27 protein-coding genes, 1 tRNA gene and 1 pseudogene are annotated in these 25,127 nt (G+C 66.4%); 7 read left to right on the top strand and 22 right to left on the bottom strand.

What is annotated here, in order from left to right:
• Nucleotides 1-22: 22 nt before the first annotated feature.
• Both hfq and hflX read left to right on the top strand, forming a co-directional pair.
• Nucleotides 23-523, top strand: a pseudogene (hfq, locus tag L8H00_RS02730) (RNA chaperone Hfq); the annotation flags it as partial.
• Nucleotides 520-1,812, top strand: a complete 1,293-nt coding sequence (gene hflX / locus L8H00_RS02735) for a GTPase HflX (protein WP_242095682.1) — start codon at nt 520-522, stop codon at nt 1,810-1,812. The pseudogene hfq and the gene hflX, both read left to right, overlap by 4 nt.
• Here hflX and mazG read toward each other — a convergent pair.
• The 7 genes from mazG to L8H00_RS02770 form a co-directional block, all read right to left on the bottom strand.
• A complete protein-coding gene (mazG, locus tag L8H00_RS02740) occupies nt 1,793-2,527 on the bottom strand; it encodes a nucleoside triphosphate pyrophosphohydrolase (RefSeq protein ID WP_242095683.1) in 735 nt (244 codons plus the stop codon). The two genes, hflX and mazG, sit on opposite strands and share 20 nt — an antisense overlap.
• A 45-nt stretch (nt 2,528-2,572) precedes the next feature.
• Nucleotides 2,573-3,343 carry an MBL fold metallo-hydrolase gene (locus tag L8H00_RS02745; RefSeq protein ID WP_242095684.1) on the bottom strand — a complete coding sequence of 257 codons (771 nt, stop codon included), beginning with the start codon at nt 3,341-3,343 and terminating at the stop codon, nt 2,573-2,575.
• On the bottom strand, nt 3,340-4,116 hold the full coding sequence (locus L8H00_RS02750; protein WP_242095685.1) for a TatD family hydrolase: 777 nt from the start codon (nt 4,114-4,116) through the stop codon (nt 3,340-3,342). Before L8H00_RS02750 ends, L8H00_RS02745 begins: the two co-directional genes overlap by 4 nt.
• Nucleotides 4,116-5,660, bottom strand: a complete 1,545-nt coding sequence (gene metG / locus L8H00_RS02755) for a methionine--tRNA ligase (RefSeq protein WP_242095686.1) — start codon at nt 5,658-5,660, stop codon at nt 4,116-4,118. The genes L8H00_RS02750 and metG overlap by 1 nt, the downstream gene beginning before the upstream one ends.
• Nucleotides 5,661-5,669: 9 nt before the next feature.
• Nucleotides 5,670-6,635, bottom strand: coding sequence for an AAA family ATPase (locus tag L8H00_RS02760; protein WP_242095687.1), 966 nt, complete (start codon nt 6,633-6,635; stop codon nt 5,670-5,672).
• Nucleotides 6,636-6,639: 4 nt separating this feature from the next.
• Complete coding sequence (locus L8H00_RS02765; RefSeq protein ID WP_242095688.1) at nt 6,640-7,803, bottom strand: D-alanyl-D-alanine carboxypeptidase family protein; 1,164 nt, start codon at nt 7,801-7,803, stop codon at nt 6,640-6,642.
• A gap of 90 nt (nt 7,804-7,893) precedes the next feature.
• Nucleotides 7,894-8,889 carry a lytic murein transglycosylase gene (locus L8H00_RS02770; RefSeq protein WP_242095922.1) on the bottom strand — a complete coding sequence of 332 codons (996 nt, stop codon included), beginning with the start codon at nt 8,887-8,889 and terminating at the stop codon, nt 7,894-7,896.
• A gap of 154 nt (nt 8,890-9,043) precedes the next feature.
• Here L8H00_RS02770 and L8H00_RS02775 point away from each other — a divergent pair.
• The 3 genes from L8H00_RS02775 (at nt 9,044) to L8H00_RS02785 (ending at nt 9,709) form a co-directional block, all read left to right on the top strand.
• A tRNA-Ser gene (locus tag L8H00_RS02775) sits at nt 9,044-9,133 on the top strand.
• The gene (locus L8H00_RS02780) at nt 9,093-9,362 is read left to right on the top strand and encodes a hypothetical protein (RefSeq protein WP_242095689.1); all 270 of its coding nucleotides are present in this window, start codon (nt 9,093-9,095) and stop codon (nt 9,360-9,362) included. Before L8H00_RS02775 ends, L8H00_RS02780 begins: the two co-directional genes overlap by 41 nt.
• Nucleotides 9,363-9,427: 65 nt before the next feature.
• Entirely contained in the window at nt 9,428-9,709 is a 282-nt protein-coding gene (locus tag L8H00_RS02785; protein WP_242095690.1) for a hypothetical protein, read from the top strand.
• A gap of 60 nt (nt 9,710-9,769) precedes the next feature.
• On the opposite strand, the gene L8H00_RS02790 is transcribed toward L8H00_RS02785, so the two are convergent.
• The 13 genes from L8H00_RS02790 to rpsB form a co-directional block, all read right to left on the bottom strand.
• Entirely contained in the window at nt 9,770-10,093 is a 324-nt protein-coding gene (locus tag L8H00_RS02790; protein WP_242095691.1) for a PilZ domain-containing protein, read from the bottom strand.
• A 72-nt stretch (nt 10,094-10,165) separates the two neighbouring features.
• Complete coding sequence (rpmE, locus tag L8H00_RS02795; protein ID WP_242095692.1) at nt 10,166-10,396, bottom strand: 50S ribosomal protein L31; 231 nt, start codon at nt 10,394-10,396, stop codon at nt 10,166-10,168.
• A 97-nt stretch (nt 10,397-10,493) separates the two neighbouring features.
• Nucleotides 10,494-10,976 carry a 3-hydroxyacyl-ACP dehydratase FabZ gene (gene fabZ / locus L8H00_RS02800; RefSeq protein WP_347340704.1) on the bottom strand — a complete coding sequence of 161 codons (483 nt, stop codon included), beginning with the start codon at nt 10,974-10,976 and terminating at the stop codon, nt 10,494-10,496.
• Nucleotides 10,973-11,632 (bottom strand): OmpH family outer membrane protein, encoded by a 660-nt coding sequence (locus tag L8H00_RS02805; protein WP_242095693.1) that lies wholly within the window; start codon nt 11,630-11,632, stop codon nt 10,973-10,975. Before L8H00_RS02805 ends, fabZ begins: the two co-directional genes overlap by 4 nt.
• Nucleotides 11,632-14,433 carry an outer membrane protein assembly factor BamA gene (gene bamA, locus L8H00_RS02810; RefSeq protein WP_242095694.1) on the bottom strand — a complete coding sequence of 934 codons (2,802 nt, stop codon included), beginning with the start codon at nt 14,431-14,433 and terminating at the stop codon, nt 11,632-11,634. The genes L8H00_RS02805 and bamA overlap by 1 nt, the downstream gene beginning before the upstream one ends.
• 70 nt (nt 14,434-14,503) lie before the next feature.
• Complete coding sequence (gene rseP, locus L8H00_RS02815; RefSeq protein WP_242095695.1) at nt 14,504-15,637, bottom strand: RIP metalloprotease RseP; 1,134 nt, start codon at nt 15,635-15,637, stop codon at nt 14,504-14,506.
• The gene (gene dxr, locus L8H00_RS02820; protein WP_242095696.1) at nt 15,634-16,791 is read right to left on the bottom strand and encodes a 1-deoxy-D-xylulose-5-phosphate reductoisomerase; all 1,158 of its coding nucleotides are present in this window, start codon (nt 16,789-16,791) and stop codon (nt 15,634-15,636) included. The genes rseP and dxr overlap by 4 nt, the downstream gene beginning before the upstream one ends.
• A complete protein-coding gene (locus L8H00_RS02825; protein WP_267380209.1) occupies nt 16,788-17,576 on the bottom strand; it encodes a phosphatidate cytidylyltransferase in 789 nt (262 codons plus the stop codon). Before L8H00_RS02825 ends, dxr begins: the two co-directional genes overlap by 4 nt.
• Nucleotides 17,573-18,241: an isoprenyl transferase gene (locus tag L8H00_RS02830; RefSeq protein WP_242095925.1), complete on the bottom strand. Its 669-nt coding sequence runs from the start codon at nt 18,239-18,241 to the stop codon at nt 17,573-17,575. Before L8H00_RS02830 ends, L8H00_RS02825 begins: the two co-directional genes overlap by 4 nt.
• A 109-nt stretch (nt 18,242-18,350) precedes the next feature.
• Complete coding sequence (gene frr / locus L8H00_RS02835) at nt 18,351-18,908, bottom strand: ribosome recycling factor (protein WP_242095697.1); 558 nt, start codon at nt 18,906-18,908, stop codon at nt 18,351-18,353.
• A complete protein-coding gene (gene pyrH / locus L8H00_RS02840) occupies nt 18,895-19,626 on the bottom strand; it encodes a UMP kinase (protein ID WP_242095698.1) in 732 nt (243 codons plus the stop codon). Before pyrH ends, frr begins: the two co-directional genes overlap by 14 nt.
• Nucleotides 19,627-19,835: 209 nt before the next feature.
• Nucleotides 19,836-20,774: a translation elongation factor Ts gene (gene tsf / locus L8H00_RS02845; protein WP_242095699.1), complete on the bottom strand. Its 939-nt coding sequence runs from the start codon at nt 20,772-20,774 to the stop codon at nt 19,836-19,838.
• Nucleotides 20,775-20,860: 86 nt separating this feature from the next.
• Nucleotides 20,861-21,709 (bottom strand): 30S ribosomal protein S2, encoded by an 849-nt coding sequence (gene rpsB / locus L8H00_RS02850; RefSeq protein ID WP_242095700.1) that lies wholly within the window; start codon nt 21,707-21,709, stop codon nt 20,861-20,863.
• A 324-nt stretch (nt 21,710-22,033) separates the two neighbouring features.
• Between rpsB and L8H00_RS02855 the strand changes: the two genes are divergently transcribed.
• Nucleotides 22,034-22,270: a hypothetical protein gene (locus L8H00_RS02855; protein ID WP_242095701.1), complete on the top strand. Its 237-nt coding sequence runs from the start codon at nt 22,034-22,036 to the stop codon at nt 22,268-22,270.
• On the opposite strand, the gene L8H00_RS02860 is transcribed toward L8H00_RS02855, so the two are convergent.
• Together L8H00_RS02860 and L8H00_RS02865 are read right to left on the bottom strand one after the other, a co-directional pair.
• Complete coding sequence (locus L8H00_RS02860) at nt 22,209-23,027, bottom strand: phosphatidylcholine/phosphatidylserine synthase (protein ID WP_242095702.1); 819 nt, start codon at nt 23,025-23,027, stop codon at nt 22,209-22,211. The two genes, L8H00_RS02855 and L8H00_RS02860, sit on opposite strands and share 62 nt — an antisense overlap.
• 40 nt (nt 23,028-23,067) lie before the next feature.
• Nucleotides 23,068-23,790: a phosphatidylserine decarboxylase gene (locus L8H00_RS02865; protein ID WP_242095703.1), complete on the bottom strand. Its 723-nt coding sequence runs from the start codon at nt 23,788-23,790 to the stop codon at nt 23,068-23,070.
• A gap of 110 nt (nt 23,791-23,900) precedes the next feature.
• Here L8H00_RS02865 and L8H00_RS02870 point away from each other — a divergent pair, with 110 nt between their 5' ends.
• Entirely contained in the window at nt 23,901-25,121 is a 1,221-nt protein-coding gene (locus L8H00_RS02870) for an NADP-dependent isocitrate dehydrogenase (RefSeq protein WP_242095704.1), read from the top strand.
• The last annotated feature ends 6 nt before the right edge of the window (nt 25,122-25,127 follow it).

Raw genomic sequence — 25,127 nt, forward strand, 5'->3', positions numbered from 1 at the left:
GAAACATCCCGCCAAGAACAAAGGGCTAAGCATGGCCGAGAAACCGGGATCGCTTCAGGATCAATTCCTCAACGCGCTCCGCCGATCCAAGAGCCCCGTCACGATGTTCCTCGTGAAGGGCGTGAAGCTCCAGGGGATCGTGACCTGGTTCGATAATTTTTCCGTGCTGCTGCGCCGCGACGGGCAGTCGCAACTCATCTACAAGCACGCCATCTCCACCATCATGCCGTCCGGCGCGATAGATATCGCCGCCATCGTCGAGAGCGCTGCGGAGGGGCAGAAGAAGAACCCGCTGCTTCAGGAAATCTTCCTGAACGCGGTGCGCAAGTCCGATGCGAGCGTGACGATGTTCCTCGTCAACGGCGTGATGCTCCAGGGCTATATCGCGGGCTTCGACCTGTTCTGTATGCTGTTGCAGCGCGAGGGACTCGCGCAGCTCGTCTACAAGCATGCGGTTTCGACCATCCAGCCTTCGCAGCCGTTGAACCTGGCCGAAGAAGCGACCGGTTCGGACGAGGATTGAGTACGGGTTTCGAACGCGATCGGGACGAGTTTGCGCGGGGTACGCGCGCCATCGTCGTGTTGCCCGATCAGGGCGATCCACTGCGCGACGCGGGCGCACGGCTTGAGGAAACCGCGGGGCTGGCGGCCGCGATCGGGGTCGAGGTCACCGAAAAGATCGCCTATCGCGTCCGTACGCCGCGTGCGGCGACGCTGATCGGCAGCGGTCAGGCCGACCTGCTCGCCGTCGAGGTCCAGCAGGAAGAAGCGGGGCTCGTCGTCTTCGATGCCAGCCTGTCGCCGATCCAGCAGCGCAATCTCGAGACCATCCTGAAGACCAAGGTGATCGACCGGACCGGGTTGATCCTCGAAATCTTCGGGGAACGCGCGGCCACGGCCGAGGGGCGACTGCAGGTCGAGCTGGCGCATCTGGATTATCAGGCGGGGCGGCTGGTGCGCAGCTGGACCCATCTCGAGCGGCAGCGCGGCGGCTTCGGCTTCCTCGGCGGCCCCGGTGAGACCCAGATCGAGGCCGATCGTCGCCTGATCCGAGATCGCATGGCCAAATTGCGCCGCGAACTCGATCAGGTGAGCCGCACGCGCGGCCTTCATCGCGACCGGCGCCAGCGCGCGCCCTGGCCGGTGATCGCGCTCGTGGGCTATACCAATGCCGGAAAGTCGACGCTGTTCAACCGGCTGACGGGCGCCGACGTCATGGCCGAAAACCTGCTGTTCGCCACGCTCGACCCGACGCTGCGCCAGATCCATTTGCCGGGGATCGACAAGGCGATCCTGTCCGACACGGTGGGCTTCGTATCCGACCTGCCGACCCAACTCGTCGCCGCGTTCAAGGCAACGCTCGAAGAGGTGGTGTCGGCCGACCTGCTGATCCATGTCCGCGACATCGCGCATCCCGATACGGAGGCGCAGCGGGCCGATGTCGAGACGGTGCTGACCGAACTCGGCGTCGACGAACAGACGCCGCGCTTCGAGGTGTGGAACAAGCTCGACCTGCTGCCGCCCGAGGAGCATCAGGCCGCGGTCGCCAAAGCCGATCGCGATCCCGATCTCATCGCGATCTCGGCGTTGAGCGGGGAAGGGGTGCCCGCGCTGATCGAGCGCGTCGCGGCCAAGCTGACGGGTGCGCACCGGCGTTACACGATCGAACTCGACGCTGGCGACGGTGCCGCGGCGGCGTGGCTGCACGCGCATGGCAAGGTGATCGATCAGAGCGCCGATGACCTGAAGGCGACGTACACCGTGCGGATGTCGGACGCCGATTTCGATCGCTTCAGCCGCCGCGGCGCTTGACGGCCTGCCAGAGCGCTTCCTTCGCATCGAGGTCGAGCGCGGCGAAATCCTTGCCGCCATCGGCCTCGATCGCGCGGAAGCGGCGCTCGAACTTCGCGTTGCCCGCGCGCAGTGCCGCTTCGGGATCGATGCCGCGATGCCGCGCCCAGTTCACGACCGCGAAGAGCAGATCGCCGAACTCTTCCTCGATCGTTTCCGCCGGTGCTTCGTCGATCTCGGCGATTTCCTCGATCACCTTGCCGCGCGGGCCGTCGGCTTCGGGCCAATCGAAACCGACCCGTGCGGCACGCTTTTGCAACTTTTCGGCGCGAGACAAGGCAGGCAGGCCGATCGCCACGCCCGCCAGCGCGCTGGCATCGGCCTTGCCGGCCCGTTCGGTGGCTTTGATCGTCTCCCAACCGGGCGATGTGGTCGCGCCGCCGAAGATATGCGGGTGGCGGCGCTCCATCTTGTCGCCGATCGCAGCGGCGACGTCGGCGAGGGAAAACAGCCCGGCTTCCTCGGCGATGCGGCTGTGGAACACCACCTGGAGCAGGAGGTCGCCGAGTTCGTCCTTCAGATCGGCGGCATCGTCACGCGCGATCGCATCCGCGACTTCATAGGCTTCCTCGATCGTGTAAGGCGCGATCGTCGCCCAGGTCTGCACGCGATCCCATTCGCAACCATTCAGGGGGTCACGCAGACGCGCCATGATATCCACGAGCCGCTCGATCATGTCGCATCTCCAAAACCGATAATATACATTATGTAAGTTACGGATCTATCGATTGAGGTCGAACGTCAGTCCGTCATAGCCCGGTTCGATCCCCCCCGGCAGCTCCACCGCCAGCGTCGCATAGTCCATCGTCTGATCCATATGGATCAGCGCGGTTCGATCCGGGCGAAGGCGCTCGACCCATTCGAGCACCGTTTTGAGGTTCGCATGCGTCGGATGCGGCCGGCGGCGGAGCGCGTCGGCGATCCAGACGTCCAGCCCTTCATACAGCGTCGCCATCTCGGGCGTCACGTGGCTGAAATCCGTCGCATATCCGACGGCCGCGCCACCGGCCTCGAAGCGCAATCCTGCCGAGCGGATATTGCCATGTGGCTGATCCACCACACGCACCGTGATCCCGCCGATCGTCAGCATGTCCGGCAGGATCGCCGCCGCGATCGTCGGCGGATAGCCCGTGCGCCCGGCAAACGCATAGGCGAAGCGTGCCGTGATCGCATCCAGCACCTCGGCCCGCGCATAGCCGCGCACCGGATGGCCCATCGCGTGATAGACCTGCCGCAGATCATCGATGCCATGGCAGTGATCGGCGTGATCGTGCGTCCAGATCACCGCGTCGATCCGCGCCACATCGGCCGCCAGCAGCTGCTCGCGCATGTCGGGCCCGGTGTCGACGAGGATCGTCGTGCCGTCATGCTCCACCAGCAACGACGCCCGCGTCCGGCGATTGCGCGGCTCGGCCGGATCGCATTCACCCCAATCATTGCCGATCCGCGGCACACCGGACGATGTGCCCGAGCCGAGGATGCGGACCTTCATGCGCGCGTCCGGGCGAAGAGCGTGTGGAAATTCTCCGCCGTGCGCGCGGCTAGCGTTTCAGCATCTTCCCCCCGCAGCTTTGCGAGGAAGGCCGCGGTATCGGCGACGAAGCCCGGCTCGCCCGGCTTCCCGCGATGCGGCACGGGCGCGAGAAACGGCGCGTCGGTTTCGATCAGCAGCCGGTCGATCGGCAACCGTGCGGCGGTGTCCTGAATATCGCGCGCGTTCCTGAACGTCACGATCCCCGAGATCGAAATGTAGAAGCCCAGCGCCAAGGCGTGATCGGCGAATGCGCCGCTCGCGGTGAAGCAATGGATCACCCCGCCGAAGCGCCCCTTCCCCATTTCCTCGGTCAGGATCGCGGCGGTATCCTCCTCGGCATCGCGGGTGTGCACGACGATCGGCAGCCCCGTCTCGCGGGCGGCCGCGATGTGCGCGCGAAAGCTCGCCTGCTGGCGTACGCGGTCGGACCGTTCGTAATGATAGTCGAGGCCCGTTTCGCCCAGCCCCACCACGCGGGGCTGCCGCGCGCGTTCGATCAACCGTGCGACGCCCACATCCGGGTGCGCGTCGGCCTCATTGGGATGGATGCCGATCGTCGCCCAGACGTCCGGCTCGCGCATGGCAGTGGCGAGCACCGCATCCCATTCGCTCTCCCGGGTGGCGATGTTGAGCATGGCGGTCACGCCGCGCGCGCGCGCGCGTTCGAGCACCGCCTGCTGCTGTTCGAAGACACCCTCGTAATTGAGGTGGCAGTGGCTGTCGGCGAGCATCAGCCGGCCTCCACCGGAAGTTCGAGCCGGGGGAAGATCGGGCTCGGCGGGGCGATCCGGTGGGTCGCGGCCGCCCGATCGTACCAGCGGTCATCGTCGATCGCGGCATGGGCGCGCTGGTCGGCGCCGATCTGATCGAGCATCCGCGCGGCCGATCCGGGTACCACCGGCAGGATCGCGATCGCGAGCATGCGGATCGCCCGGATCAGCGTGCCGAGCACGGCGTGCATCCGCTCGGGATCGGTCTTGCGCAACGCCCAGGGCGCCTGCGCATCGATATATTGGTTGCAGGCGAACACGCCGCGCATCCAGGCCTCGATGCCTTGCGCGAGTGCGAGATCCTCGAACGCGGATTGGAGCGCCGCACATGCCACGACGACCTCCTCGATCAGCATCGCATCGGCCGGATCGCTGCGCCCCAGCGCGGGGAACGCGCCGTCCAGATTCTTGGCGACGAACGACAGCGTTCGCTGCGCCAGATTACCGAAGCTGTTGGCCAGCTCGGCATTCACGCGCGTGACGATCGCTTCGGCCGAATAGGATCCGTCCTGCCCGAAGCTCACATCGCGCAGCAGGAAGTATCGCAGCGCATCGACGCCGAATGCCTCGGCCAGCTCGCCGGGAGCCACCACATTGCCGAGCGACTTCGACATCTTCTCGCCGCGATGAAGCAGGAAACCATGGCCGAAGACCTGCTTGGGCAAGGCGATGCCGGCCGACATCAGAAATGCCGGCCAATAGACGGCATGGAAGCGCACGATGTCCTTGCCGATCAGATGGAGGTCGGCAGGCCAATAGCGCCATTCCGCAGCCGCATCGGGATAGCCCAGCCCGGACAGATAATTGGTGAGCGCATCGACCCACACATACATCACATGGCCGTCGGAACCGGGAACCGGCACGCCCCAGTCGAAGCTGGTGCGCGAGATGGACAGATCGGACAGGCCCCCTTCCACGAAGCGGATCACCTCGTTGCGGCGGCTCTCCGGCCGGATGAAATCGGGGTTCGCGGCGAAATGGTCGAGCAGCGGCTGTTGATAGGCGGAGAGGCGGAAGAACCAGCTTTCTTCTTTCGTCCATTCGACTGGCGTGCCCTGTGGCGACAGGCGCGCGTCCCCCTCACCGATCAGCTCCTTTTCGTCGTAGAACGCCTCGTCGCGCACCGAATACCAGCCTTCGTAGCGGCTGGGATAAAGATCGCCCTTCTCCGCCATCGCGCTCCAAAGCGCTTGGCTCGCGCGGTGATGGCCGGGCTCGGTGGTGCGCAGGAACCGGTCATAGGAGATATCCAGCGCGTCGCACATCGCCCTGAAATGCGACGACATTTCGTCCGCCAAAGCACGGACTTCCACGCCCGCCCCCCGCGCGGCCTGAACCATCTTGAGGCCGTGTTCGTCGGTGCCGGTCTGAAAGCGGACGTCGCGCCCGGCCTGACGCTGGAAGCGGGCGATGGCATCGGCGGCGATCGCCTCATAGGCGTGGCCGATATGCGGGCGGCCGTTGGGATAGCTGATCGCGGTGGTGATGTAATAGGGTTCGGCCATGCCGATGCCCTAACCAATCGGATCCTTCAGGTGAAGCCCGGCGACGATGCCGCCGATTTCGAATATGGTGGCTTGCGGATCGAGCGACAGCCCGATCGCGGCGCCGGCGATCTCGCGCACCTTGGCATGCGCGGCGATGGCATCGGCGAGCGCGGGCCCGGTGCGCTGCCTTGCGGTTCGGGCGATGAAGCTCGGAACGCGTTCGAGGAAGGCGGCATAACGTGGCGCGGCCGCTTTCCCGGCCAGCGCCTTGGCCAGCGCCGCCCGGCGCGCGTTGTTCGGATCTCCCTCCGCGAGGCCGGCGATCGCGGCGTCCAGGCCGGCGATATCCAGCCCTGCATAGCGCAGCGCCTTGCCCGGCGCGCCGTCCGCCGCCCGCACCAGCGCCTCCACCTCGGCGTTCTCCGCCTCGGGGCGGAGCTCACGAATCGCCGCGGCGACATCCTCGTCCGACAGCCGTTCGAAGCGGAGCAGCCGGCAGCGCGAGCGGATCGTCGGCAACAAGCGACCGGGCGCATGGCTGACGAGCAGGAAGATCGTTCCGGCGGGTGGCTCCTCGAGATTCTTGAGCAGCGCGTTGGCACCGCCGCGTTCGAGATCGTCGATCGAATCGATCAACACGACGCGCCGCGAACTCATCGACGGCGCGGTCGCGAACAGCGGCTGCAACGTGCGCACCTGCGCGATCGTGACGCTCCGTGCGAGATCCTGATCCGGCTTTTCCGCATCTTTGGGAAGCCGGGAAAGGATGCGGAAATCGGGGTGCGATCCTGCATCGACCAACGCGCGGGTACGCGGCATCGGCGCCCCCTCGCCCGCCGCCTCGCCGAGCATCCGGATCGCCGCCTCGCGCGCGTATCGCGCCTTGCCGACGCCCTCGGGGCCGGCGAACAACCATGCGTGATGGAGCGTTCCGCCCCGTGACGCCGCCGCAAAGGCCGCGTGCGCCGGGGCATTGCCGTAGATCGGCGTCACGGCGTCACAGGAACGACTTCAGCCCCGCCCAGGCACGGCCGAAGAAACCGGCGGCCGCGACATCCTTGTCGGCGACGAGCGGCAGCCGCTGTTCGGGCACGTCCGGCGACGACACGACCAGATCGGCGATGTGCTGCCCGGCCTTGATCGGCGCCTTGATCGGACCTTCGTACACGACCTTGGCCTGCATCACCGGCACCGCACCCGCGGGCAGCGTGACCGTCAAGGCGTTCGCCGCAACGAGCCCGACCGTGGCGGAGTCGCCGAGTTGAACCTCGGCGGTTTCGACCTTCCGGCCCTTGGCGACCAGCGGCTTGGCCTGCCAGGCGCGGAACCCCCACTCCATGAAGCGAACCGACTCCTCGATTCGCTGGTTGAAGCTCGACAGCCCGGCCATCACCATCACGAGGCGGCGACCGTTTTGCTGGGCGGAGCCGGTGAAGCCATAGCCCGCTTCGTCGGTATGCCCGGTCTTCAGGCCATCGGCCCCGGCGACGCGGCCGAGCAGCGGATCACGATTGGCCTGCGTGATGTCCGTGCCGGCGCCGAGCGTCTTGCCCCAAGTGAAATTGGGAAGGGAGTAGAACTTCTTGTAGAGGTCGGGAAAGTTCGTGATCGTCGCGGATGCCAGCTTGGCGAGGTCGCGCGCCGTGACATAGGTCACGCCATTGTCGGGCCAGCCATTGGCGGTGCCGAAATGGCTGTTCGTCAGACCGAGCTGCTTCGCGCTGTCGTTCATGCGGCTGACAAAACCTTCTTCGGTGCCCGAAATCCCCTCGGCGAGCACGACGCAGGCGTCGTTGCCCGACAGCGTGACGATGCCCTTCAGAAGATTCTCGACGCTGACATTCTCGCCGGTCGCCAGGAACATCGTCGATCCGGCTTTGGGTCCATGCCACTTCGCCCATGTCTCCGGGCGGACCGGGAAGGTCTGGTCGAGCTTCAGTTCGCCTTTGCGGATCATGTCGAACGCGACATAGACCGTCATCATCTTGGCCATCGAGGCGGGCGGCATGCGCTTGTCCGCATCGCGGCTGTAGAGCACCGCGCCCGACGACAGGTCCTGCAGATAGGCGATCGGCGCCGGCGTCTGAAACTGCGGTGCCGCCGCCATCGTGGGCACGGCCAGCAACGCGGCGATAACGGGGGCGGCGATCAGCTTGTTCATGGGGGCGGGTCCGTGGCGTTTGGAGAAGCGATGGGATTGGCGGCGAATGGCCAAGGCCGCCATAACCCTCGAAGAACCCGCCGTCACGCGTTAGCGCGCGACGGCGTCGGCGAGCAGCCCCACCGACAGCGCGTAGAAATTCGAGCAGTTGTAATCGAGGATCACGCGGTAGTTGCTGGTGAGCAGATAGGCCGTGGCACCCGGGCCATCGGGCTCGAATAGGGTCGCCATCACATGGTCGCCGGGCCAGATGCCCGATTGGGGCGCGATCCCGAGCGCCCGCCATTCGGCCATCGTCCGCCAGCCGCTGGCGCGCGCGAACACGCGTGGGCAGCGCGGCGAAACCAGCCGATTGGCGACCTGAGACCGATCGAACCCGCCCGGCACCGTCACGGCGATGCCCCAGGGCTGCCCCGTGCGCCAACCGGCATCGACGAAGTAATTGCCGATCGAGGCCAGGGTGTCCGCCTCGCTGTTCCAGATGTCGACCCGGCCATCGCCATCGCCGTCGCGGCCGACGCGCAGATACACCGAAGGCAGGAACTGCGGATTGCCGGTCGCACCCGCCCAACTGCCCTTCAGCCGTTCGCGCGGCACGCCGCGATCGATCATCTTGAGCGCGGCGATGAACTCGCCGGCGAACAAAGGCCGGCGCCGTCCGTCATAGGCCAGGCTGGCGAGCGACCGGAGGAGGTCGAAATTGCCCGTATAGGCGCCGTAGTTCGTCTCATGCCCCCAGATCGCGACCATGATCGATTCGGGAACGCCCGTCTCGCGCTCGATCGTCTGGAGCCGCCATCGCTGCGCGCGATAGACGCTCTGGCCGCGCGCGATGCGGGCAGCGTCGACATGCTGCGTCCGATAGGGCGCGAACATCGATACCGGGCCGTACACGTCGCTACCCGGTTGCTGGCGATCGAGATCGACCACCCGCTGGTTGAGCGTCAGCGTCGGAAACACGGCATCGGCGGTCTGGCGCGACACGCCTTGCGCAAGCGCCTGGGTGCGGAGCACCGAGAGATAATCCTGGAAGCCGTTGTCCTGGCTGGTAGCCGGTTCCTGTGCGCAGGCCGGCCCCGCCAGCATCAGCGCCAAGGCCGTGCCGAATGCCCGCAACGCCATATCGATCCGTTTTATCCCACCCATGCGAACGAGAGTGGCACAGTGGCACGGATGCCGGAACCCCGCATCGTCGCAGCGCTTGCACAGACCGGCGCGAGGCGCCTATCGGAGCAGCCGAGGAACGGTGGCCGAGTGGTTTAAGGCAGCGGTCTTGAAAACCGCCGTGGGTGCAAGCCCACCGTGGGTTCGAATCCCACCCGTTCCGCCACTTCAGTCCCAAGCTGGGCACGCCGATTTCCCGCTGGAAACGGCCGAAAGCGTGCGAAGCAGTTCTCCCTTCGATCCCATATGGCGTTCGCGCGTTCGGCATCGACCGCAACCTGTTCGACACCTGTTATTCGAGCGGCTGGCAGATCTACGGCGCGCTCGGCCTGCTCCACTACACGACGCCCAACGCGTATCACACCGTCGGCGGTTTCGCGCAGTTCAAGGGCTGACCGACGCAACCGGCGTCGCGGCACGGGTCGCGGCGCCGCCCTCACGCATGATGCAGGATCTCGCCATGAACAAGACCGTGATCGGCCTGGGCCTTGCCATCGGTTGCGCCACCGCCGCGCTGGCGGGCGACCGCGCGAGGCCGGCCGATGCCGACATCCGGCTCAACCAGCTCCAGGTGCCGGGTACGCACAACGGCTGCTCGCAAGGAGTCGATCCGATCCTTCGCGATGCCGCCGATGCCGCGATCGGGCCGCAGCTTGCCGCCTTCGTCAGCCACCTGACCGGCGGCGGCACCATGCGCTGCAACCTCGTCAACGCGCCCCGGACTTGCCGGCTGACGCGCTGACGGACCGGTCCGCAATCCCTCTGCCGTCCGGCCATCGTCGGGCGCGGACCGCCGATCGGATCACGATACCGGGTGCCTCTCGGTCAGCGTTTCGAACGCGGCGAGATCCAGCGGCGCGCGGAACTGGCAGCCGGCGTTGAAGTCGTCGGCCCACATCACGTCGGCCGCCACCGCACCGATCAAGGGCAAGGTCAGCCAGATCATCGCGCCGCGCTTGAGAGCCGAATAGGTCTGGATCCGCGCGCCATGGATCGACACGTCGATGACCTTGCACAGCGTGCGCTCAAGACCGTCGCCGCCCACCTTGGCCTCCAGCGCGACCGGGGCGCGGGCGGAGCGGCGGCGGCCTTGATCCTGGAATGGCTGGAATTCGGCGGCGAACATCTCGTCCTCTCATGTGACAGGAGAGACGTGTACGTCCGCCACCCTAACGCGCCGTTAACGACGCGCGGTCGGTCACTTGCGGAGCGTGAGACCGCCACCGAAGCGCTTGTTGAAGCGCGCGACCTGGCCACCGGCATCGAGCATCGTACCGCGACCACCGGTCCAGGCCGGATGCGCCAGCGGATCGATGTCGAGCTGCATCGTGTCGCCCTCCTTGCCCCAGGTCGAGCGCGTCTCGAACACGGTTCCGTCGGTCATCTGGACCTTGATCATGTGGTAGTCGGGATGGGTATCGGTCTTCATGGGGAACGCTCCGGCTATGGCTGGTTCCGACCAGCCTGAAAGGAGGCGCGCCCTTAGCCGAGCGCGGCGCCTTAGTCAAAGTTGGCGAAGTTGGCGCCTAGGCGCTGGCCGGCGGATCGGCGATCATGGCGGTGAAGTTCGCTTCCGCAACCACTTGGCCCGCGATCTTCGCAACGCCGGCGAACTTGCAGACCGTGGCGCGCTTTTGCACGAACGCCACCTCGAGCGAGAGCAGCACGCCCGGTTCGACCGGCTTGCGGAACTTCGCGCCGTCGATCGCCATGAAATAGACGAGCTTGCCCGAGCCGGCGAGCCCGAGTGATTCCACCGCCAGGATCCCTGCGGCCTGCGCCATCGCCTCGACGATCAGCACGCCGGGCATGATCGGCCGCCCCAGGAAATGGCCCTGGAAGAAGCCCTCGTTGATCGTCACCGCCTTGATCGCGACGATCGACCGATCGGGGACGAGCGTCTCGACCCGATCGACCAGCAGCATCGGATAACGGTGCGGCAGCGCCGCCATCACCCGCCCGATATCGAGCGGACCGATGGCGGCGCGGCCCTCGGCGGCTTCGCTCACCGGCCCGTCGCGCGGCCTGCGGGGGTGGCGCGCGCCGCCGGCGCCGTGGCGGCGGGCGCCGCACCGGCGGCACCGTTCTGGCCGGGCTGCCAGCCGGCCGGCGGCGTGATGCCGACGCTCGGCACGACGCGGTCGAGCTCGGCGGTGATCGCCGGGGTTACGTCTGCCGCCGGCTGGGCGAACGAGGCGGCTTCCGGACGGAGCAGCAGGCTGACGTTCTTGGCGCGCACAGCGGCCTGAACGGCCTCGTTCATATGGCCCGAGATCTGCTCGATGGCATAGGCCTGCGCACGCTGGACCGGCGCGGTGATGCGGTTCAGTTCCTGCTGGGCCGACGCCTCGCGCGCCTGGATCGCCTGATATTGCGGCTGGAGCGACGCCTGGGTCGCGCCCGGCGCGGCCTGCGCGGCCTGGAACTTGGTCACCATCGGCTGAAGCTCGGCCTGCAGTGCGGCGCGGCGTGCGTTCGACTGATCGATCTGCGCCTTGTAGGTCGTCTCGATCTGGGTGCGTGCAGCAGCCCAGGCCTTGGTGTTGGCAACGGCGGCCTGGAAATCGGCAACGCCGACGCCGTTGACCTGCGCGCTCGCCTGGCTGGCGACGACGAGGCCGGGCGTGGCGAGAGCGGCGGCGAGAAGAAGCGTCTTGATGGTCATCAGAACTGTGTCCCTACGTTGAAGGTAATGAGCTTGGGATCGTCGCCCGGCTGGGTGAGGATCGCCTTGGCAAGATCAATGCGCAGCGGGCCGAACGGCGAGTTCCAGTTGACGCCGATGCCGATCGAGATGCGCGGCGTGGCGTTGCTGCCGTAATAGCGTTCGTACACCGGCGTCGTGGTGGTCGTATATGGGGTGTTGGCCATCGTCCCGACGCAGGTGCCGCCATAGGTCGAGGACGATCCCACCGCGCAGGTCGTGTAGACGATCGTCCCGCTGGTCGTGCCGTTGGTGAGCGGATCGGAATTGGTATAGACCTGTTGCCCGTTCGACGTGACGTTGCGCGTGAGCGGCAGCAGCGAGGGCGACCCGTCCTTGTTGTACGCCAGGCTGCCATCGGGATTGAGTGCCTGCGGGAACGTGCCGTTCACTGCGGGCGTCCGCAGACCCCAGAGCGAGCCGGCCTGCACGTAGATCGACGGCCGCAACCCGAGTTCGCGCGCGCCCGAGCCGAGCGGCAGTTCGAGTTCGATCCGGCCGAGATAATATTTGTTGCCGCCCAGCGCGTCGTCGACGCGGCTGTCCTTCGACGTGGTCAGAAGCTGATCGCCCGTCGCCACCGATCCGGTATATTGCACGCGCTGCACGCGCGGTCCGACGCCGCGGATGTCGAAGCCGCGGAACTGCGGCTCGCCGAGATAGAAACGATCGGTGATCCGCGCATCGGGGCCATCGAACGAGTGGATATAGCCCGCCTCGCCCACCGCCGACAGAATGAAGCCGCTGCCGATATTCTTGTACTTGGACGCCTCGATCCGGGTGCGCGCATAATGCACGTCCCCGCCGAGCCCCGCGAGATCCTCGCTGATCGAGAAGCGCTTGCCCGCGGTCGGGCGCAGGCGGCTGTTGAGGCTGTCGTAGATCAGCGATGCGCCGACTGACGAGGTGATCCGGTTGCCGAGCGCCTCGCAGAGATAGCGCCCCGCGATCGCCGGATCGCAGACGCCGTTGGTGTAATAGGTGTCCTTGTCGAGGCTGACCTGATCGTAGGACAGGCCATAGCGGCCCGCGAGCGACCAATATTCGGTGAGCGGCAGGCCGGCGCGAAGCTGGAAGCCCGTCGACACCTGGCTATAGGTCGTCTGGCGCGTGTCGCCGGCATAGTTGAACGAGTTATAGTCGCGGCGGAAGATGTCACCGCCGACCGCGATGTTCTTGTCGAACAGATAGGGTTCGGTGAAGCCCAGCTCGATCGACTTGGAATAGCTCGAATAGTTGACGCCGGCGCGCAGCTCCTCGCCCTTGCCGCGGAAATTACGCTGGGTGATGTTCGCCTGGATGATGAAACGCTCCAGGCTCGAATAGCCCGCCGAAAGCTGCAGCTCGCCCGTCGACTTCTCCTCGACATTCGCCTCGAGTTGAACGCGGTCGGGCGACGAGCCCGGGTTCTGCTTGATCTCAAACTTGTCTTGGAAATAGCCGAGCGAGTTGATCCGGTCCTGCGAGCGCTTCACCTGAAAGCTGTTGAACGCATCGCCCTCCGCCAGACGGATCTCGCGGCGGATCACCTTGTCCTGCGTCTGCGTGTTGCCGTTGATGTCGATGCGCTCGATATACGAACGCTGCGCCTGCGCGATGTGGAAGTTGATCCCCATCGTCAGCGTGTCCTTGTCACGCTGGAACTCGGGATTGGTATCGGTGAAGGCATAGCCGAACAAGCCGGTCGCCTGGTTCAGCTGATCGACCGAATCCTCGACCTGCTTGGCGTTGTACCAATCACCCTTCTTCATCGGCAGCGAGGCGGCGAGCTTCTTGTTGTCGAAATCGCGGATGTCGCTGTCGACGGTCACGTCGCCGAACTTGTAGCGCGGCCCCTCCTCCACAACGTAAGTGATGATGAAGTCCTTCTTGTCCGGCGTCAGCTCGGCGACCGCGGAGGTCACGCGGAAATCGGCATAGCCTTCGGTCAGGTAGAATTGGCGCAGCTTCTGCTGGTCATAGGCCAGCCGATCCTGATCGTAGGACGTGTTCGAGGACAGGAGGCGGAAGAAGCGCGACTGTTTGGTCGCCATCTGCTGGCGGATCTTGTCGTCGGAAAACACATGGTTGCCGATGATGTTGATCTGCTCGACCTTGGATTTCGGGCCCTCGGTGATCTCGAACACCACGTCGACGCGATTCTGGTCGAGATTGACCATCTTTGGATCGACCGAGGCAGCGAAACGGCCCTGACGGCGATACAGTTCGATGATGCGCGCGATATCCTGGCGGACGGCGGTGCGCGTGAAGATCTGCCGCGGCGCGAGCTTGATCTCCTTCTTGATCTTGTCTTCCTTGATGCGCTTGTTGCCCTCAAGGATCACCCGGTTGATGATCGGGTTCTCGCGCACCTTCAGGACGATGTCGCCGGTCTCGACGCCGCTGATCGAGTAATCGGCGAACAGTTCGCTCGCCTGCAGGTCCTTCAGCGCCTGATCGAGCGATTCCGCATTGTATTTCGCGCCTACGTGAAGGCGGGTGTAGGACAACACCGTTTCCGGCTCGATGCGCTGCGATCCTTCGACGCGCAACGATTTGATGGTGAGCGCGTTGGGATCGGTGACGGTGATGGCGGGACCGGTAGGTCCCGCAGCCGGCAGCGCACGAACGGGGCCTGTGGCAGGGCGCCCGGCACTCGGCGGTCCGCCGCGACCACGACCGCCGCCGCCGCGCTGGGCCTCGGCGGGGACGGACAGGCCTGCGAGCATGCTTCCCGTGAGAAGCAGGGCAACAGCGCGCACGCCGAAAGAGGAACCGTTCATCGCTGTCACTGAAAACCCACCCAAGATAAGCCGCACCGACCCCTGCGTTCGCCGCCCTGCCCCAACAGCGTCAACCAATCAACCCGGCAAGCCCTTTCCAGAGCCCGAAGCTGCCCAGATCGTTGAACGTCACGAGCAGCATCAGCGCAAGGATCGCGGCAAGGCCGCCACGATAGGCCCATTCCTGAACATGCGGCTCGACGGGGCGCCGACGCACCGCCTCGATCGCATAGAAGAACAGATGGCCGCCATCGAGCATGGGTATTGGCAGCAGGTTGATGAACCCCAGATTGATCGAGACGAGCGCGATCAGGAACACGAACGCGCCGACACCCAGGCTCAACTGTTCGCCCGACACCTTGGCGATGCTCAAGGGGCCGCCGAGTTCCTTCACCGATCGACGGCCGGTAACCACCTGCCCCAGCGTCTCGACCATCATCGATACAATCTGCCCGGTGCGCCGCACCGCGACGATCGGCGCCTCGACCACGCTTACCGGCACGATCACCGGGCGCGGTCCTTCGATCCCCAGCCGGCCGATGCGGTAATCATTGCCGAACCGGTCGCGTTCGTGATCGGTGGCGACGGTGACGCTGCGCGTCAGCCGCGCGCCGCGCCGATCGAGATCGATCGCGACCGTTTCGCCTGCACGGATGCGGACATAGCGTGCGATGTCGTCAAACGTGTCGACGGGCCGGCCGCCGATCGCGATGACCCGGTCGCCGGGCATCAGCCCCGCCGTCGCGGCGGGGCTGCCGGCGACTGCCGCGCCTACGACCGGCGCCATGCGCACATCGCCATAAGCGAGCGCGAAGCCGGCGAGAATCAGCAGCGCGACGATGAAATTGACGACCGGCCCCGCCGCCACGACGATCGCGCGCTGCCATACGGATTTGGCCTGGAACGTCCGCTGGCGTTCGAGGGCGGGAAGCGCGAGCCAGTCGGCGCTGGGCTGGCTGCCCGCGTTCATGTCGCCCGCGAACTTCACATAGCCGCCGAGCGGCAGCCAGCCGAACTTCCACCGCGTGCCGCGCCGGTCGGTGAAGCCCGCCACCTCGCGGCCGAAGCCGATCGCGAACGCGTCCGCCTTGATGCCGAACATCCGGCCGGCGAGATAATGGCCCATCTCGTGGACGAACACGAGCGGCCCGATGACGCACACGAACGCGACAATGGTCAGCAGGATTCCCGGAGTCTGGATCAAATCACGCCATCCTCGATACGCTCGCCCGCTAGGACCCGCGCGTGCGCGTCGATCGCGAGCACCGCGTCGAGCGTCTCCGGCGCGGCCGGGTCGTAACGATCGAGGATATGCTCGACGATTGCGGCAATTTCGAGGAAGCCGATCCGGCGGCGGAGAAACGCCGCCACCGCCACCTCGTTCGCCGCGTTCAGGATCGCGGGCCGCGCGCCGCCGGCCACCAGCGCCTCGCGCGCCAGCCGGATCGCGGGAAAGCGCAACGGATCGACGCTCTCGAAATCGAGCCGCCCGATCGCCACCAGGTCCAATGGCGCCATCGGGGTCGCCATCCGGTCGGGCCAGGCGAGCGTGTGCGCGATCGGCACGCGCATGTCCGAGGGGCCAAGCTGCGCCAGCATCGATCCGTCGACATAATCGACCATCGAATGGATCACCGACTGCCGGTGCATCACCACCTCGATCCGGTCGTCATCCACCGGGAACAGCCGGGCGGCCTCGATCAGCTCGAGCCCCTTGTTCATCATCGTGGCCGAATCGACTGAGATCTTGGCGCCCATCGACCAATTGGGGTGCGCCACCGCCTGTTCGACCGACACGCCGCGCATCGCGTCGAGCGTCCAGTCGCGAAACGGGCCGCCGCTCGCGGTCAGGATGATCCGCCGCACGCGCTCGGGCCGGGCGAAATCGAAACACTGGTAGATCGCGTTGTGCTCGGAGTCGGCGGGCAGCAGCGTCGCGCCCGATCGCGCGGCGGCGGCGAGGATCACGTCGCCGGCCGACACCAGCGGCTCCTTGTTGGCCAGCACCACGGTGCGGCCGCCCTCGATCGCCGCCATGACGGGCTTCAGCCCCGCACAGCCGACGATCGCGCCCATCGTCCAGTCCGCGCCGCTGCGCGCGGCGTCGCACACCGCCTCCGCACCGCCCGCCGTTTGGATCCCGGTGCCCGCCAGCGCCTCGCGCAAGGCCGGCAGGCACGCCGCGTCGGCGACCACCGCCAGTTCGGCGCGGGTGCGGATCGCGGCGGCGGCGAGTTTCGCCACATCGGCATTGGCGGTGAGCGCGACGACGCGGAACGCATCGGGCTCGCGCTCCACCAGGTCGAGCGTCGAGGTGCCGACCGAGCCGGTCGCGCCGAGAATGGTGATGGTCTTCATGTCAGCCAGATGAGTATCGTGGGAAGGACGGCCAGAAAGGCGGCAACCGGCGCCACCGGGACGATGCCGTCGAGCCGGTCGAGCACGCCGCCATGGCCGGGGATCAGCGTGCCGCTGTCCTTCACGCCCGCGCGGCGTTTCAGCCAGCTTTCGTAGAGATCGCCGCCCTGCGCCAGCACGGCAAGGAACGGCGTCGCGAGCGTGAAGCGCAGCGGCAGGCCATAGGCCACGTGCAGCGCGGCGCCGAGCAGTGTTGCGAGCAGCACGCCGCCACCCAGCCCCGCCCAAGTCTTGGCCGGGCTGATCCGCGGCGCGAGCTTCGGCCCGCCGATCGCGCGGCCGGCGAAATAGGCGCCGATATCGGTCGCCCAGACGAGCGCCAGCGCCCACAGCGTCCAGACGATCCCCTCATGCTGGCGGCGCAGCAGCAGCAGCGCCAGGATCGGCAGCCCGACATAGATGGTGCCGAGCGCCAGCGCCGGGCGGCGCGTGACGATCACGGTGAAGAACGCGGCCCCCGCGAGCAGCCCCAGCGCGAAGAAATCGGGCCCCGCCGCGATTGGCGCCATGATCGCCAGCGGCACCGACAGGCTGAACAGCGCCAGCCGCTTCGTCTTGGCCGGGATGGCGTGGAGATCGCACCACTCCGCCATCATGAACAGCCCGGCGACCACCGCGAGCAGCCAGAAGAGGAGCCCGCCGGCGACGAGCGCGAGCATCGCCACCGCGATCATCGCCAGCCCCGCCGCGGCACGCACCGGCAGGTCGGACGGCCCGGTGCTCACAGGCCGCCGTAACGGCGTTGCCGCCGCCCGAACGCGGCCACCGCGGCGACCAGCGCTTCGGCATCGAAATCGGGCCAGAGCGTATCGACGAACAGCAATTCGGCATAGGCCGCCTGCCACAGCAGGAAATTGGACAGCCGCTGCTCGCCCGAGGTGCGGATCACGAGATCGAGCGGCGGCAGCGCATGGGTGTCGAGCGCGGCCTCGATCATGCCCGCATCGATCGCGGCCGGATCGAGTTCGCCGTCGCGCGCGCGTTCGGCCAGGCGCCGGGCGATCCCGGCCAGCTCGGCCTGCGACCCGTAGTTGAGCGCGATCGCCAGGATCGGCCCGCTGTTGCGCGACGTCCGTTCGACCGCATCATCGACCAACGCGACAAGATCGGGCGAGAAGCGCCGATAGTCGCCGATGATCCGCAGCCGGACATTCTCGCGGACCATCTCGTCGATGTCGCTGCGGATGAACAGCCGCAGCAGCCCCATCAGGTCGCTTACCTCGGCTTCGGGCCGGCGCCAGTTCTCCGAGGAAAAGGCGTAGAGCGTCAGCGCCTCGATCCCCATCTCGCGCGCGGCGCGGGTAACGCGGCGCACCGCCTCCACCCCAGCCCGGTGCCCGGCCAGTCGCGGCAGCATCCGCTTCTTCGCCCAGCGGCCGTTGCCGTCCATGATGATCGCGACATGGCGCGGCACCGTACCACCCGCGGGAACGGGCGTCAGCTTAACGGCGGAGCTCAAAGCCCCCGCCCCGCCGTTCGACCGGAACGCGCCGCGGCGTTCACTTGCCGAGGATTTCCTTTTCCTTGGTGGCGAACACCGCGTCGATATCGGCGATCGTCGCGTCGGTGATCTTCTGCACCTCGGTCTCGTGGCGCTTGCGCTCGTCCTCGCCGAAGACGCCCTTCTTCTCGTCGGTCTTGAGCGAGTCCATGCCGTCGCGGCGCACGTTGCGCGCGGCGATCCGTGCCTTTTCGGCATATTGGCCGGCCAGCTTCGCCAGCTCCTTGCGGCGCTCCTCGGTCAGGTCGGGGATCGGGAGGCGCAGCGTCTGGCCGTCGACGATCGGGTTGAGCCCCAGCCCCGCCGAGCGGATCGCCTTGTCCACCGGGCCGACATTCGTCTTGTCCCACACCTGCACCGACAGCATCCGCGGCTCGGGCGCGGAGACGGACGCGACCTGGTTGAGCGGCATCGACGATCCATAGACGGTGACCGTCACCGGATCGAGCAGGCTGGTCGCCGCACGCCCGGTGCGCAGGCCGCCCAGATCGTGGCGCAGCGCCTCGACGCTCCCGGCCATGCGGCGTTCGATATCGGCCTTGTCATAGGCGGGCATTGGTCATCTCCTGGCTTTGCACGGTCGTCGACACGCCATCGCCCGCGAGCACGGCGGCCAGATTGCCGGCTTCGCGGATGTTGAACACGACGATCGGAATATGGTTGTCGCGGCAGAGCGCCACGGCGCTCGCGTCCATCACCTGCAGGTTCTGCGAGAGCACCGCATCATAGGTAACGGTTTCGTAGCGGGTCGCGCCCGGCACCTTCTTGGGATCGGCATCATAGACGCCGTCCACGCTGGTGCCCTTGAAGAGCGCGTCGCACTTCATCTCGGCGGCGCGCAGCGCAGCGCCCGAATCGGTGGTGAAATAGGGGCTGCCGACGCCGGCGGCGAAGATCACCACCCGGCCCTTTTCCAGATGCCGCTCGGCGCGGCGACGGATGAAGGGTTCGCACACGCTCGCCATCGGAATGGCGGACTGGACGCGGGTATCGACGCCGATCTGCTCCAGCGCGTTCTGCACCGCGAGCGCGTTCATGACGGTGGCGAGCATACCCATATAATCGGCGGTGGCGCGCTCGAAGCCCTTGGCCGCGGCGGCGATCCCGCGGAAGATGTTGCCCCCGCCGACCACGATGCACAGTTCATAGCCCTTGGCCTTGGCATCGGCGATTTCGTTCGCGACGCGCGCGGTGACGGCGGGATCGATCGCGAGACCGTTCTCGCCCATCAGGACCTCGCCCGAAAGTTTCAACAGGATACGCTTGTGGGGCATGCAGGCACTCGGTCAGGGACGCGCGCGGACCTTAGGGGCGGCGATGCACCGGAGCAACCGGGCGCGACGCATTCCCGCCCCGAGCGACGAACGGGCGGGCGCGCCGACGCAAAAGGGGCATGGCGCGCGCCGCCGCGTCCGCACCATGCCCTTTCCGATCATCCGCCGGCACGGACCCTCTCCGCGCTCGCGCGAAGAGGGAACGAGGCTCAGGCGGTCGGCTGCGGCACGCCGCTCACCGCCGCGACTTCGGCGGCGAAGTCGGAGGCTTCCTTCTCGATGCCTTCGCCGAGCTGGAAGCGGACATAGTCCTTCAGCACGATCGTCGTGCCGGCATCCTTGCCCGCCTTGGCCACCACGTCGCTGATCTTGGTCTTGCCGTCCATGACGAACAGCTGGCTGACCAGCGCATGCTCCTTGCGGTATTTGGCGATGCCGCCCTCGACCATCTTGGCGATGATGTCGGCGGGCTTGCCCGATTCGCTGGCCTTCTCGGTCGCGATCGCGCGCTCGCGCTCGATCTCGGCCTCGTCCAGATCGGCTTCGTTCAGCGCCTTCGGAAAAGCCGCCGCGATGTGCATCGCGAGCTGCTTGCCGAGCGCCTGGAGCACCTCGTCCGAGGCATCCGATTCGAGCGCCACGAGCACGCCGATCTTGCCGAGGCCAGGCGACTGCTGGTTGTGAACGTAAGGAACGACCGCGCCCTTGCTCACTTCGAGACGCTTGGCCCGGCGCAGCGACTGGTTCTCGCCGATCGTGGCGACGTTGTTGGTCAGCACCTCGGCGACCGTCGTGCCCGAGGGCATGGCCTCGGCCTTCAGCGCCTCGATATCGTCCCCGGTCGCCAGCGCGATCTGGGTGACCTCGCGGACGAACTGCTGGAACTGGTCGTTCTTGGCGACGAAATCGGTCTCCGAGTTCACCTCGACCGCAGCACCCTTCGTGCCGCTCACCGCGACGCCAACGAGCCCCTCGGCCGCGGTGCGGCTGGACTTCTTCTGTGCGGCCGCCAGGCCCTTGGTGCGCAGCCAGTCCATGGCGGCATCCATGTCGCCACCGGCCTCGTTCAGCGCCTTCTTGCAATCCATCATGCCCGCGCCGCTCTTCTCGCGCAGGTCTTTGACCATCGCTGCCGTGATATCGGCCATGTCTGTCATCCTCATTGGTCTGAATATGGTTGCGGGCGAGGCAAGGCGCTTACCCTACCCCGCCCGCATGACGTTTATGCGAAGGCTCAGGCGTCGATCTGGCGCTCGGCCTCGGCAGCCATCTCGGCCTGGGCCAGCTCGGCCTGAGCCGGCTCGACAGGCGCCTGCTCCACGATCGGATCTGTGCTCAGCGCCGCCTCGGTGGGCGGGGCGTCCATCGCACCGATATCGGCGCCGCTGCGGCGCTGCTGCTCCTGGCCGCCACGCGTCGCGGCGATCGCGATCGCCTCGCAATACAGACGGATGGCGCGGCTGGCGTCGTCGTTGGCGGGAACCGGGAAGGCGATGCCGTCCGGGCTGACGTTCGAATCGAGGATCGCGACGACCGGGATGCCGAGCGTGTTGGCTTCCTTGATCGCCAGCTCTTCCTTGTTCGCGTCGATCACGAACATCACGTCGGGTACGCCGCCCATGTCGCGGATGCCGCCGAGGCTCAGTTCCAGCTTGTCGCGCTCGCGCGTGAGCTGGAGCACTTCCTTCTTGGTCAGGCCGACGGTGTCGCCCGACAGCATTTCCTCAAGCGTCTTCATGCGCTTGATCGAATTGCTGATCGTCTTCCAATTGGTGAGCATGCCGCCCAGCCAACGATGGTTGACGAAATGCTGGCCGGCGCGGCGCGCCGCATCGGCGACGGGCTCCTGGGCCTGGCGCTTGGTGCCAACGAACAGCACCTTGCCGCCGCCGGCGACCGACTGGCTGACGAATTCGAGCGCGCGCGCGAACAGCGGCACGGTCTGCGACAGGTCGAGGATGTGGACGCCGTTACGATCGCCGAAGATGTACGGCTTCATCTTGGGATTCCACCGATGCGTCTGGTGGCCGAAATGCGCGCCCGTTTCGATGAGCTGCTGCATGGAGACGACAGGTGCCGCCATAGGGATAACTCCTTCCGGTTGTGCCTCTGGGAAGCGGATGACGCGTCGGCGAACCGATGCGCACCGGGCTATGATGCCTCCCATGCGGGTTTGAGACGCGCGCCTTAACCGATTGCGTCGCTCGATGCAACCGCTTGACAGCTGGAACGTAATAGGAACATAAAGGGCTCGCAACGTGATTGCCGATCGCCGCCAGCAACCTATCCCCAGTTATCCGGGCTTTTTCATAGCCTAACTAGGGAGCCGGGAACTTAATCCTGGAATAGGTGTTTGATCTCGGTTGGTTAACGCGTTCGTTTTCGAATTACGTCCAGGGAGGCGGACATGGTTTCGGTTCTGAGTGCGCTGTTGTTTTCGGGTTCCTTCGCGGTCGCTGTCATGGTGATCGCATCGAGCATCGCGCCGCAATGGCGCCGTATCCTGCGTCTCGCGTCCGGCCGGGTCGAACCCGCTTTCGCGCCGCTCCAGACGCTGGCCGCGGCCGAGCGCCGGATCGCGGTCAGGCGTTGGGCGTCGGCACCGCTGCCGACACCGGTGAACCGGATGCGCGCAGCCGCCTGAACCGCCGATAGGCGGCGATGCTGAACGGTATCGTCGCCAGATAGCATAGGCTCACGATGCTGAGCGTATGCCATGGTGCGGACACCAGCGCCGCACCGAGCAGCACGACAACGGCGAGCGCCTCGAATCGGATATTCCGGCGGAGGCGCATCGACGACCAGGAATAGGTCGCCACGCTCGACACCATCAGCGTCGCCACGAATGCCGTCCATGGTGCGACGAGCCAGGGCGAAGCGAAGAACGGTTGGTCGGTCCAGAACCACAGGAACATCGGCAGCATCGCGAGTCCCGCGCCCACCGGCGCGGGAACCCCGGTTAGGAAGCCGGCCGATTTGTGCGGCTGTTCGGCTTCGTCGATCTTGGCGTTGAACCGGGCAAGCCGGAGCGCGCAGAACACCGCCAGGATCAGCGAGCAGATCCAACCGACGCGCGGCAGTTCGGACAACGACCAGAGGTAGAGGATCAGCGCCGGCGCCACGCCAAACGAGATCGCATCGGAGAGCGAATCGAGTTCGGCACCGAACCGGCTCTCTCCGTGAAGCATCCGCGCAATCCGCCCGTCGATGCCGTCTAGCACGCCGGCCACCATGATCATCGCGACCGCGCTCTGCCATTCGCCGGCGATCGCGAAGCGCACGCCGGTCAGGCCCGAGCACAAAGCGAGCGCGGTGACCGCGTTGGGCGCGACCGCACGCAGCGGCAGCCCCTGCGATGCGCGACGCATCCGCCGGGCGCGACCGAGACGCGGCGCCATCATCGCACGATGCCGCACATCGGTCCGCGGGCTGGCGCGACGCTCACTGCGCGACGCCGATCGCGGGCGTGGCGTGACGCCGCCCGATCACCGTCTCACCCGCGATGCTGCGCTGGCCAAGCGCCACCTGCGGCGCTACGTCGTAGGGCAGGAACACGTCGACGCGGCTGCCGAACCGGATGAGCCCGATCCGCTGGCCGACCGCGACCATGTCGCCAATCTTGACGAAGCCCAGAATGCGCCGCGCGACCAGCCCGGCGATCTGGGTGAAACCGATCATCTGCCCGTCGCGGCCTTCCACGACGAAATGCTGGCGCTCGTTCTCGTCGCTCGCCTTGTCGAGATCGGCGTTGAGGAACTTGCCGGAGATATACACCACCTGACGGATCGTGCCCGCGATCGGCGCGCGGTTGATGTGCACGTCGAACACCGACATGAAGATCGAGACGCGTACCAGCGATACCTCGCCGAGCGTACCCACCAGCTCGCGCGGCACCGGCACGCGCTGGATCATGGTGACCAGCCCGTCGGCGGGCGCGACCACCAGCCCCTCGCCCTGCGGCGTGGTGCGCACCGGATCGCGGAAGAACGCCGCGACCCAGATCGTGAGCCCGACCATCGGCCAGAACAGGATGTGCGACGCGATCGTCAGCAGCAGCGTGAGCCCGGCCGAGATCAGGACATATTTATGCCCCTCCGGATGGACGGCGGGGAAACGCCATTTGACGGTGCTGGTAGCGAGCGGCGGCTTTTCGAGCGATGGCATGGCCTCGGTCTATCGGTGCCGGGCGCGCATGACAACCGCGCCCCGTGGTTGATCCCCATCGCCCATATGCCTAGACGCTGGGCCAAACCCCTGCCCCAAGGATGCGATGCATGGCGAAGATCAAGGTCAAGACACCGATCGTGGAGATCGACGGCGACGAGATGACGCGGATCATCTGGGAGTGGATCCGCGAGCGGCTCATCAAGCCCTATCTCGATATCGAGCTCGATTATTACGATCTCGGTATCGAGCATCGCGACGCCACGGACGACCAGGTGACGATCGACTCCGCCAAGGCGACGCAGAAATATGGCGTTGCGGTGAAGTGCGCGACGATCACGCCCGACGAGGCGCGGGTCGCCGAATTCGGCCTCAAGAAGATGTGGAAATCGCCCAACGGCACGATCCGCAACATCCTGGGTGGCACGATCTTCCGCGAGCCGATCGTCATCAAGAACGTGCCCCGCCTGATCCCCGGCTGGACTCACCCGATCGTCGTTGGCCGCCATGCGTTCGGCGACCAGTATCGCGCGACCGACTTCCGCGTGCCGGGCCCCGGCAAGCTGCGCCTCGTCTTCGACGGCGACGACGGCCAGACGATCGACCGCGAGGTGTTCCAGTTCGAAAGCGCGGGCGTCGCGCTGGCGATGTACAATCTCGACGATTCGATCCGCGATTTCGCCCGCGCCTCGATGCATTACGGCCTCAACCTGAAATGGCCGGTGTATCTCAGCACCAAGAACACGATCCTCAAGGCCTATGACGGCCGCTTCAAGGATCTGTTCGCCGAGGTGTTCGAGGCCGAATTCAAGGACAAGTTCCAGGCGGCCGGCATCGTCTACGAGCATCGCTTGATCGACGACATGGTCGCCAGCGCGCTGAAATGGCACGGCGAATTCGTGTGGGCCTGCAAGAATTACGACGGCGACGTGCAGTCGGATCAAGTCGCGCAAGGCTTCGGCTCGCTGGGCCTCATGACCTCGGTTCTGCTGACGCCCGACGGCAAGACCGTCGAGGCCGAGGCCGCGCACGGCACCGTCACGCGCCACTATCGCATGCACGAGCAGGGCAAGGCGACCTCGACCAACCCGATCGCGTCGATCTTCGCCTGGACCGGCGGCCTGAAATATCGCGGCAAGTTCGACGACACGCCCGAGGTGACCAAGTTCGCCGAGACGCTGGAGCGCGTCTGCATCGAGACGGTCGAGAACGGCCATATGACCAAGGATCTCGCGATCCTGATCGGCCCGGACCAGCCCTGGATGACGACCGAGCAGTTCTTCGAGCAGGTGCGCGCGAATCTCGAGACGGAAATGGCCGCCTGGGCCTGATCCGGC

It is taken from the genome of Sphingomonas sp. CROZ-RG-20F-R02-07, assembly GCF_022662335.1.
Lineage (GTDB): Bacteria > Pseudomonadota > Alphaproteobacteria > Sphingomonadales > Sphingomonadaceae > Sphingomonas.

What these genes read in the sequence shown, in the direction of transcription:
- mazG (WP_242095683.1), bottom strand. Translation starts at nt 2,527, where the DNA reads ATGATCGAGCGGCTCGTGGATATCATGGCGCGTCTGCGTGACCCCCTG.
- L8H00_RS02745 (WP_242095684.1), bottom strand. Translation starts at nt 3,343, where the DNA reads ATGAAGGTCCGCATCCTCGGCTCGGGCACATCGTCCGGTGTGCCGCGG.
- L8H00_RS02750 (WP_242095685.1), bottom strand. Translation starts at nt 4,116, where the DNA reads ATGCTCGCCGACAGCCACTGCCACCTCAATTACGAGGGTGTCTTCGAA.
- metG (WP_242095686.1), bottom strand. Translation starts at nt 5,660, where the DNA reads ATGGCCGAACCCTATTACATCACCACCGCGATCAGCTATCCCAACGGC.
- L8H00_RS02765 (WP_242095688.1), bottom strand. Translation starts at nt 7,803, where the DNA reads ATGAACAAGCTGATCGCCGCCCCCGTTATCGCCGCGTTGCTGGCCGTG.
- L8H00_RS02770 (WP_242095922.1), bottom strand. Translation starts at nt 8,889, where the DNA reads ATGCTGGCGGGGCCGGCCTGCGCACAGGAACCGGCTACCAGCCAGGAC.
- L8H00_RS02785 (WP_242095690.1), top strand. Translation starts at nt 9,428, where the DNA reads ATGAACAAGACCGTGATCGGCCTGGGCCTTGCCATCGGTTGCGCCACC.
- L8H00_RS02790 (WP_242095691.1), bottom strand. Translation starts at nt 10,093, where the DNA reads ATGTTCGCCGCCGAATTCCAGCCATTCCAGGATCAAGGCCGCCGCCGC.
- rpmE (WP_242095692.1), bottom strand. Translation starts at nt 10,396, where the DNA reads ATGAAGACCGATACCCATCCCGACTACCACATGATCAAGGTCCAGATG.
- L8H00_RS02805 (WP_242095693.1), bottom strand. Translation starts at nt 11,632, where the DNA reads ATGACCATCAAGACGCTTCTTCTCGCCGCCGCTCTCGCCACGCCCGGC.
- bamA (WP_242095694.1), bottom strand. Translation starts at nt 14,433, where the DNA reads ATGAACGGTTCCTCTTTCGGCGTGCGCGCTGTTGCCCTGCTTCTCACG.
- dxr (WP_242095696.1), bottom strand. Translation starts at nt 16,791, where the DNA reads ATGAAGACCATCACCATTCTCGGCGCGACCGGCTCGGTCGGCACCTCG.
- L8H00_RS02830 (WP_242095925.1), bottom strand. Translation starts at nt 18,241, where the DNA reads ATGGACGGCAACGGCCGCTGGGCGAAGAAGCGGATGCTGCCGCGACTG.
- frr (WP_242095697.1), bottom strand. Translation starts at nt 18,908, where the DNA reads ATGCCCGCCTATGACAAGGCCGATATCGAACGCCGCATGGCCGGGAGC.
- pyrH (WP_242095698.1), bottom strand. Translation starts at nt 19,626, where the DNA reads ATGCCCCACAAGCGTATCCTGTTGAAACTTTCGGGCGAGGTCCTGATG.
- tsf (WP_242095699.1), bottom strand. Translation starts at nt 20,774, where the DNA reads ATGGCCGATATCACGGCAGCGATGGTCAAAGACCTGCGCGAGAAGAGC.
- rpsB (WP_242095700.1), bottom strand. Translation starts at nt 21,709, where the DNA reads ATGGCGGCACCTGTCGTCTCCATGCAGCAGCTCATCGAAACGGGCGCG.
- L8H00_RS02855 (WP_242095701.1), top strand. Translation starts at nt 22,034, where the DNA reads ATGGTTTCGGTTCTGAGTGCGCTGTTGTTTTCGGGTTCCTTCGCGGTC.
- L8H00_RS02860 (WP_242095702.1), bottom strand. Translation starts at nt 23,027, where the DNA reads ATGATGGCGCCGCGTCTCGGTCGCGCCCGGCGGATGCGTCGCGCATCG.
- L8H00_RS02865 (WP_242095703.1), bottom strand. Translation starts at nt 23,790, where the DNA reads ATGCCATCGCTCGAAAAGCCGCCGCTCGCTACCAGCACCGTCAAATGG.
- L8H00_RS02870 (WP_242095704.1), top strand. Translation starts at nt 23,901, where the DNA reads ATGGCGAAGATCAAGGTCAAGACACCGATCGTGGAGATCGACGGCGAC.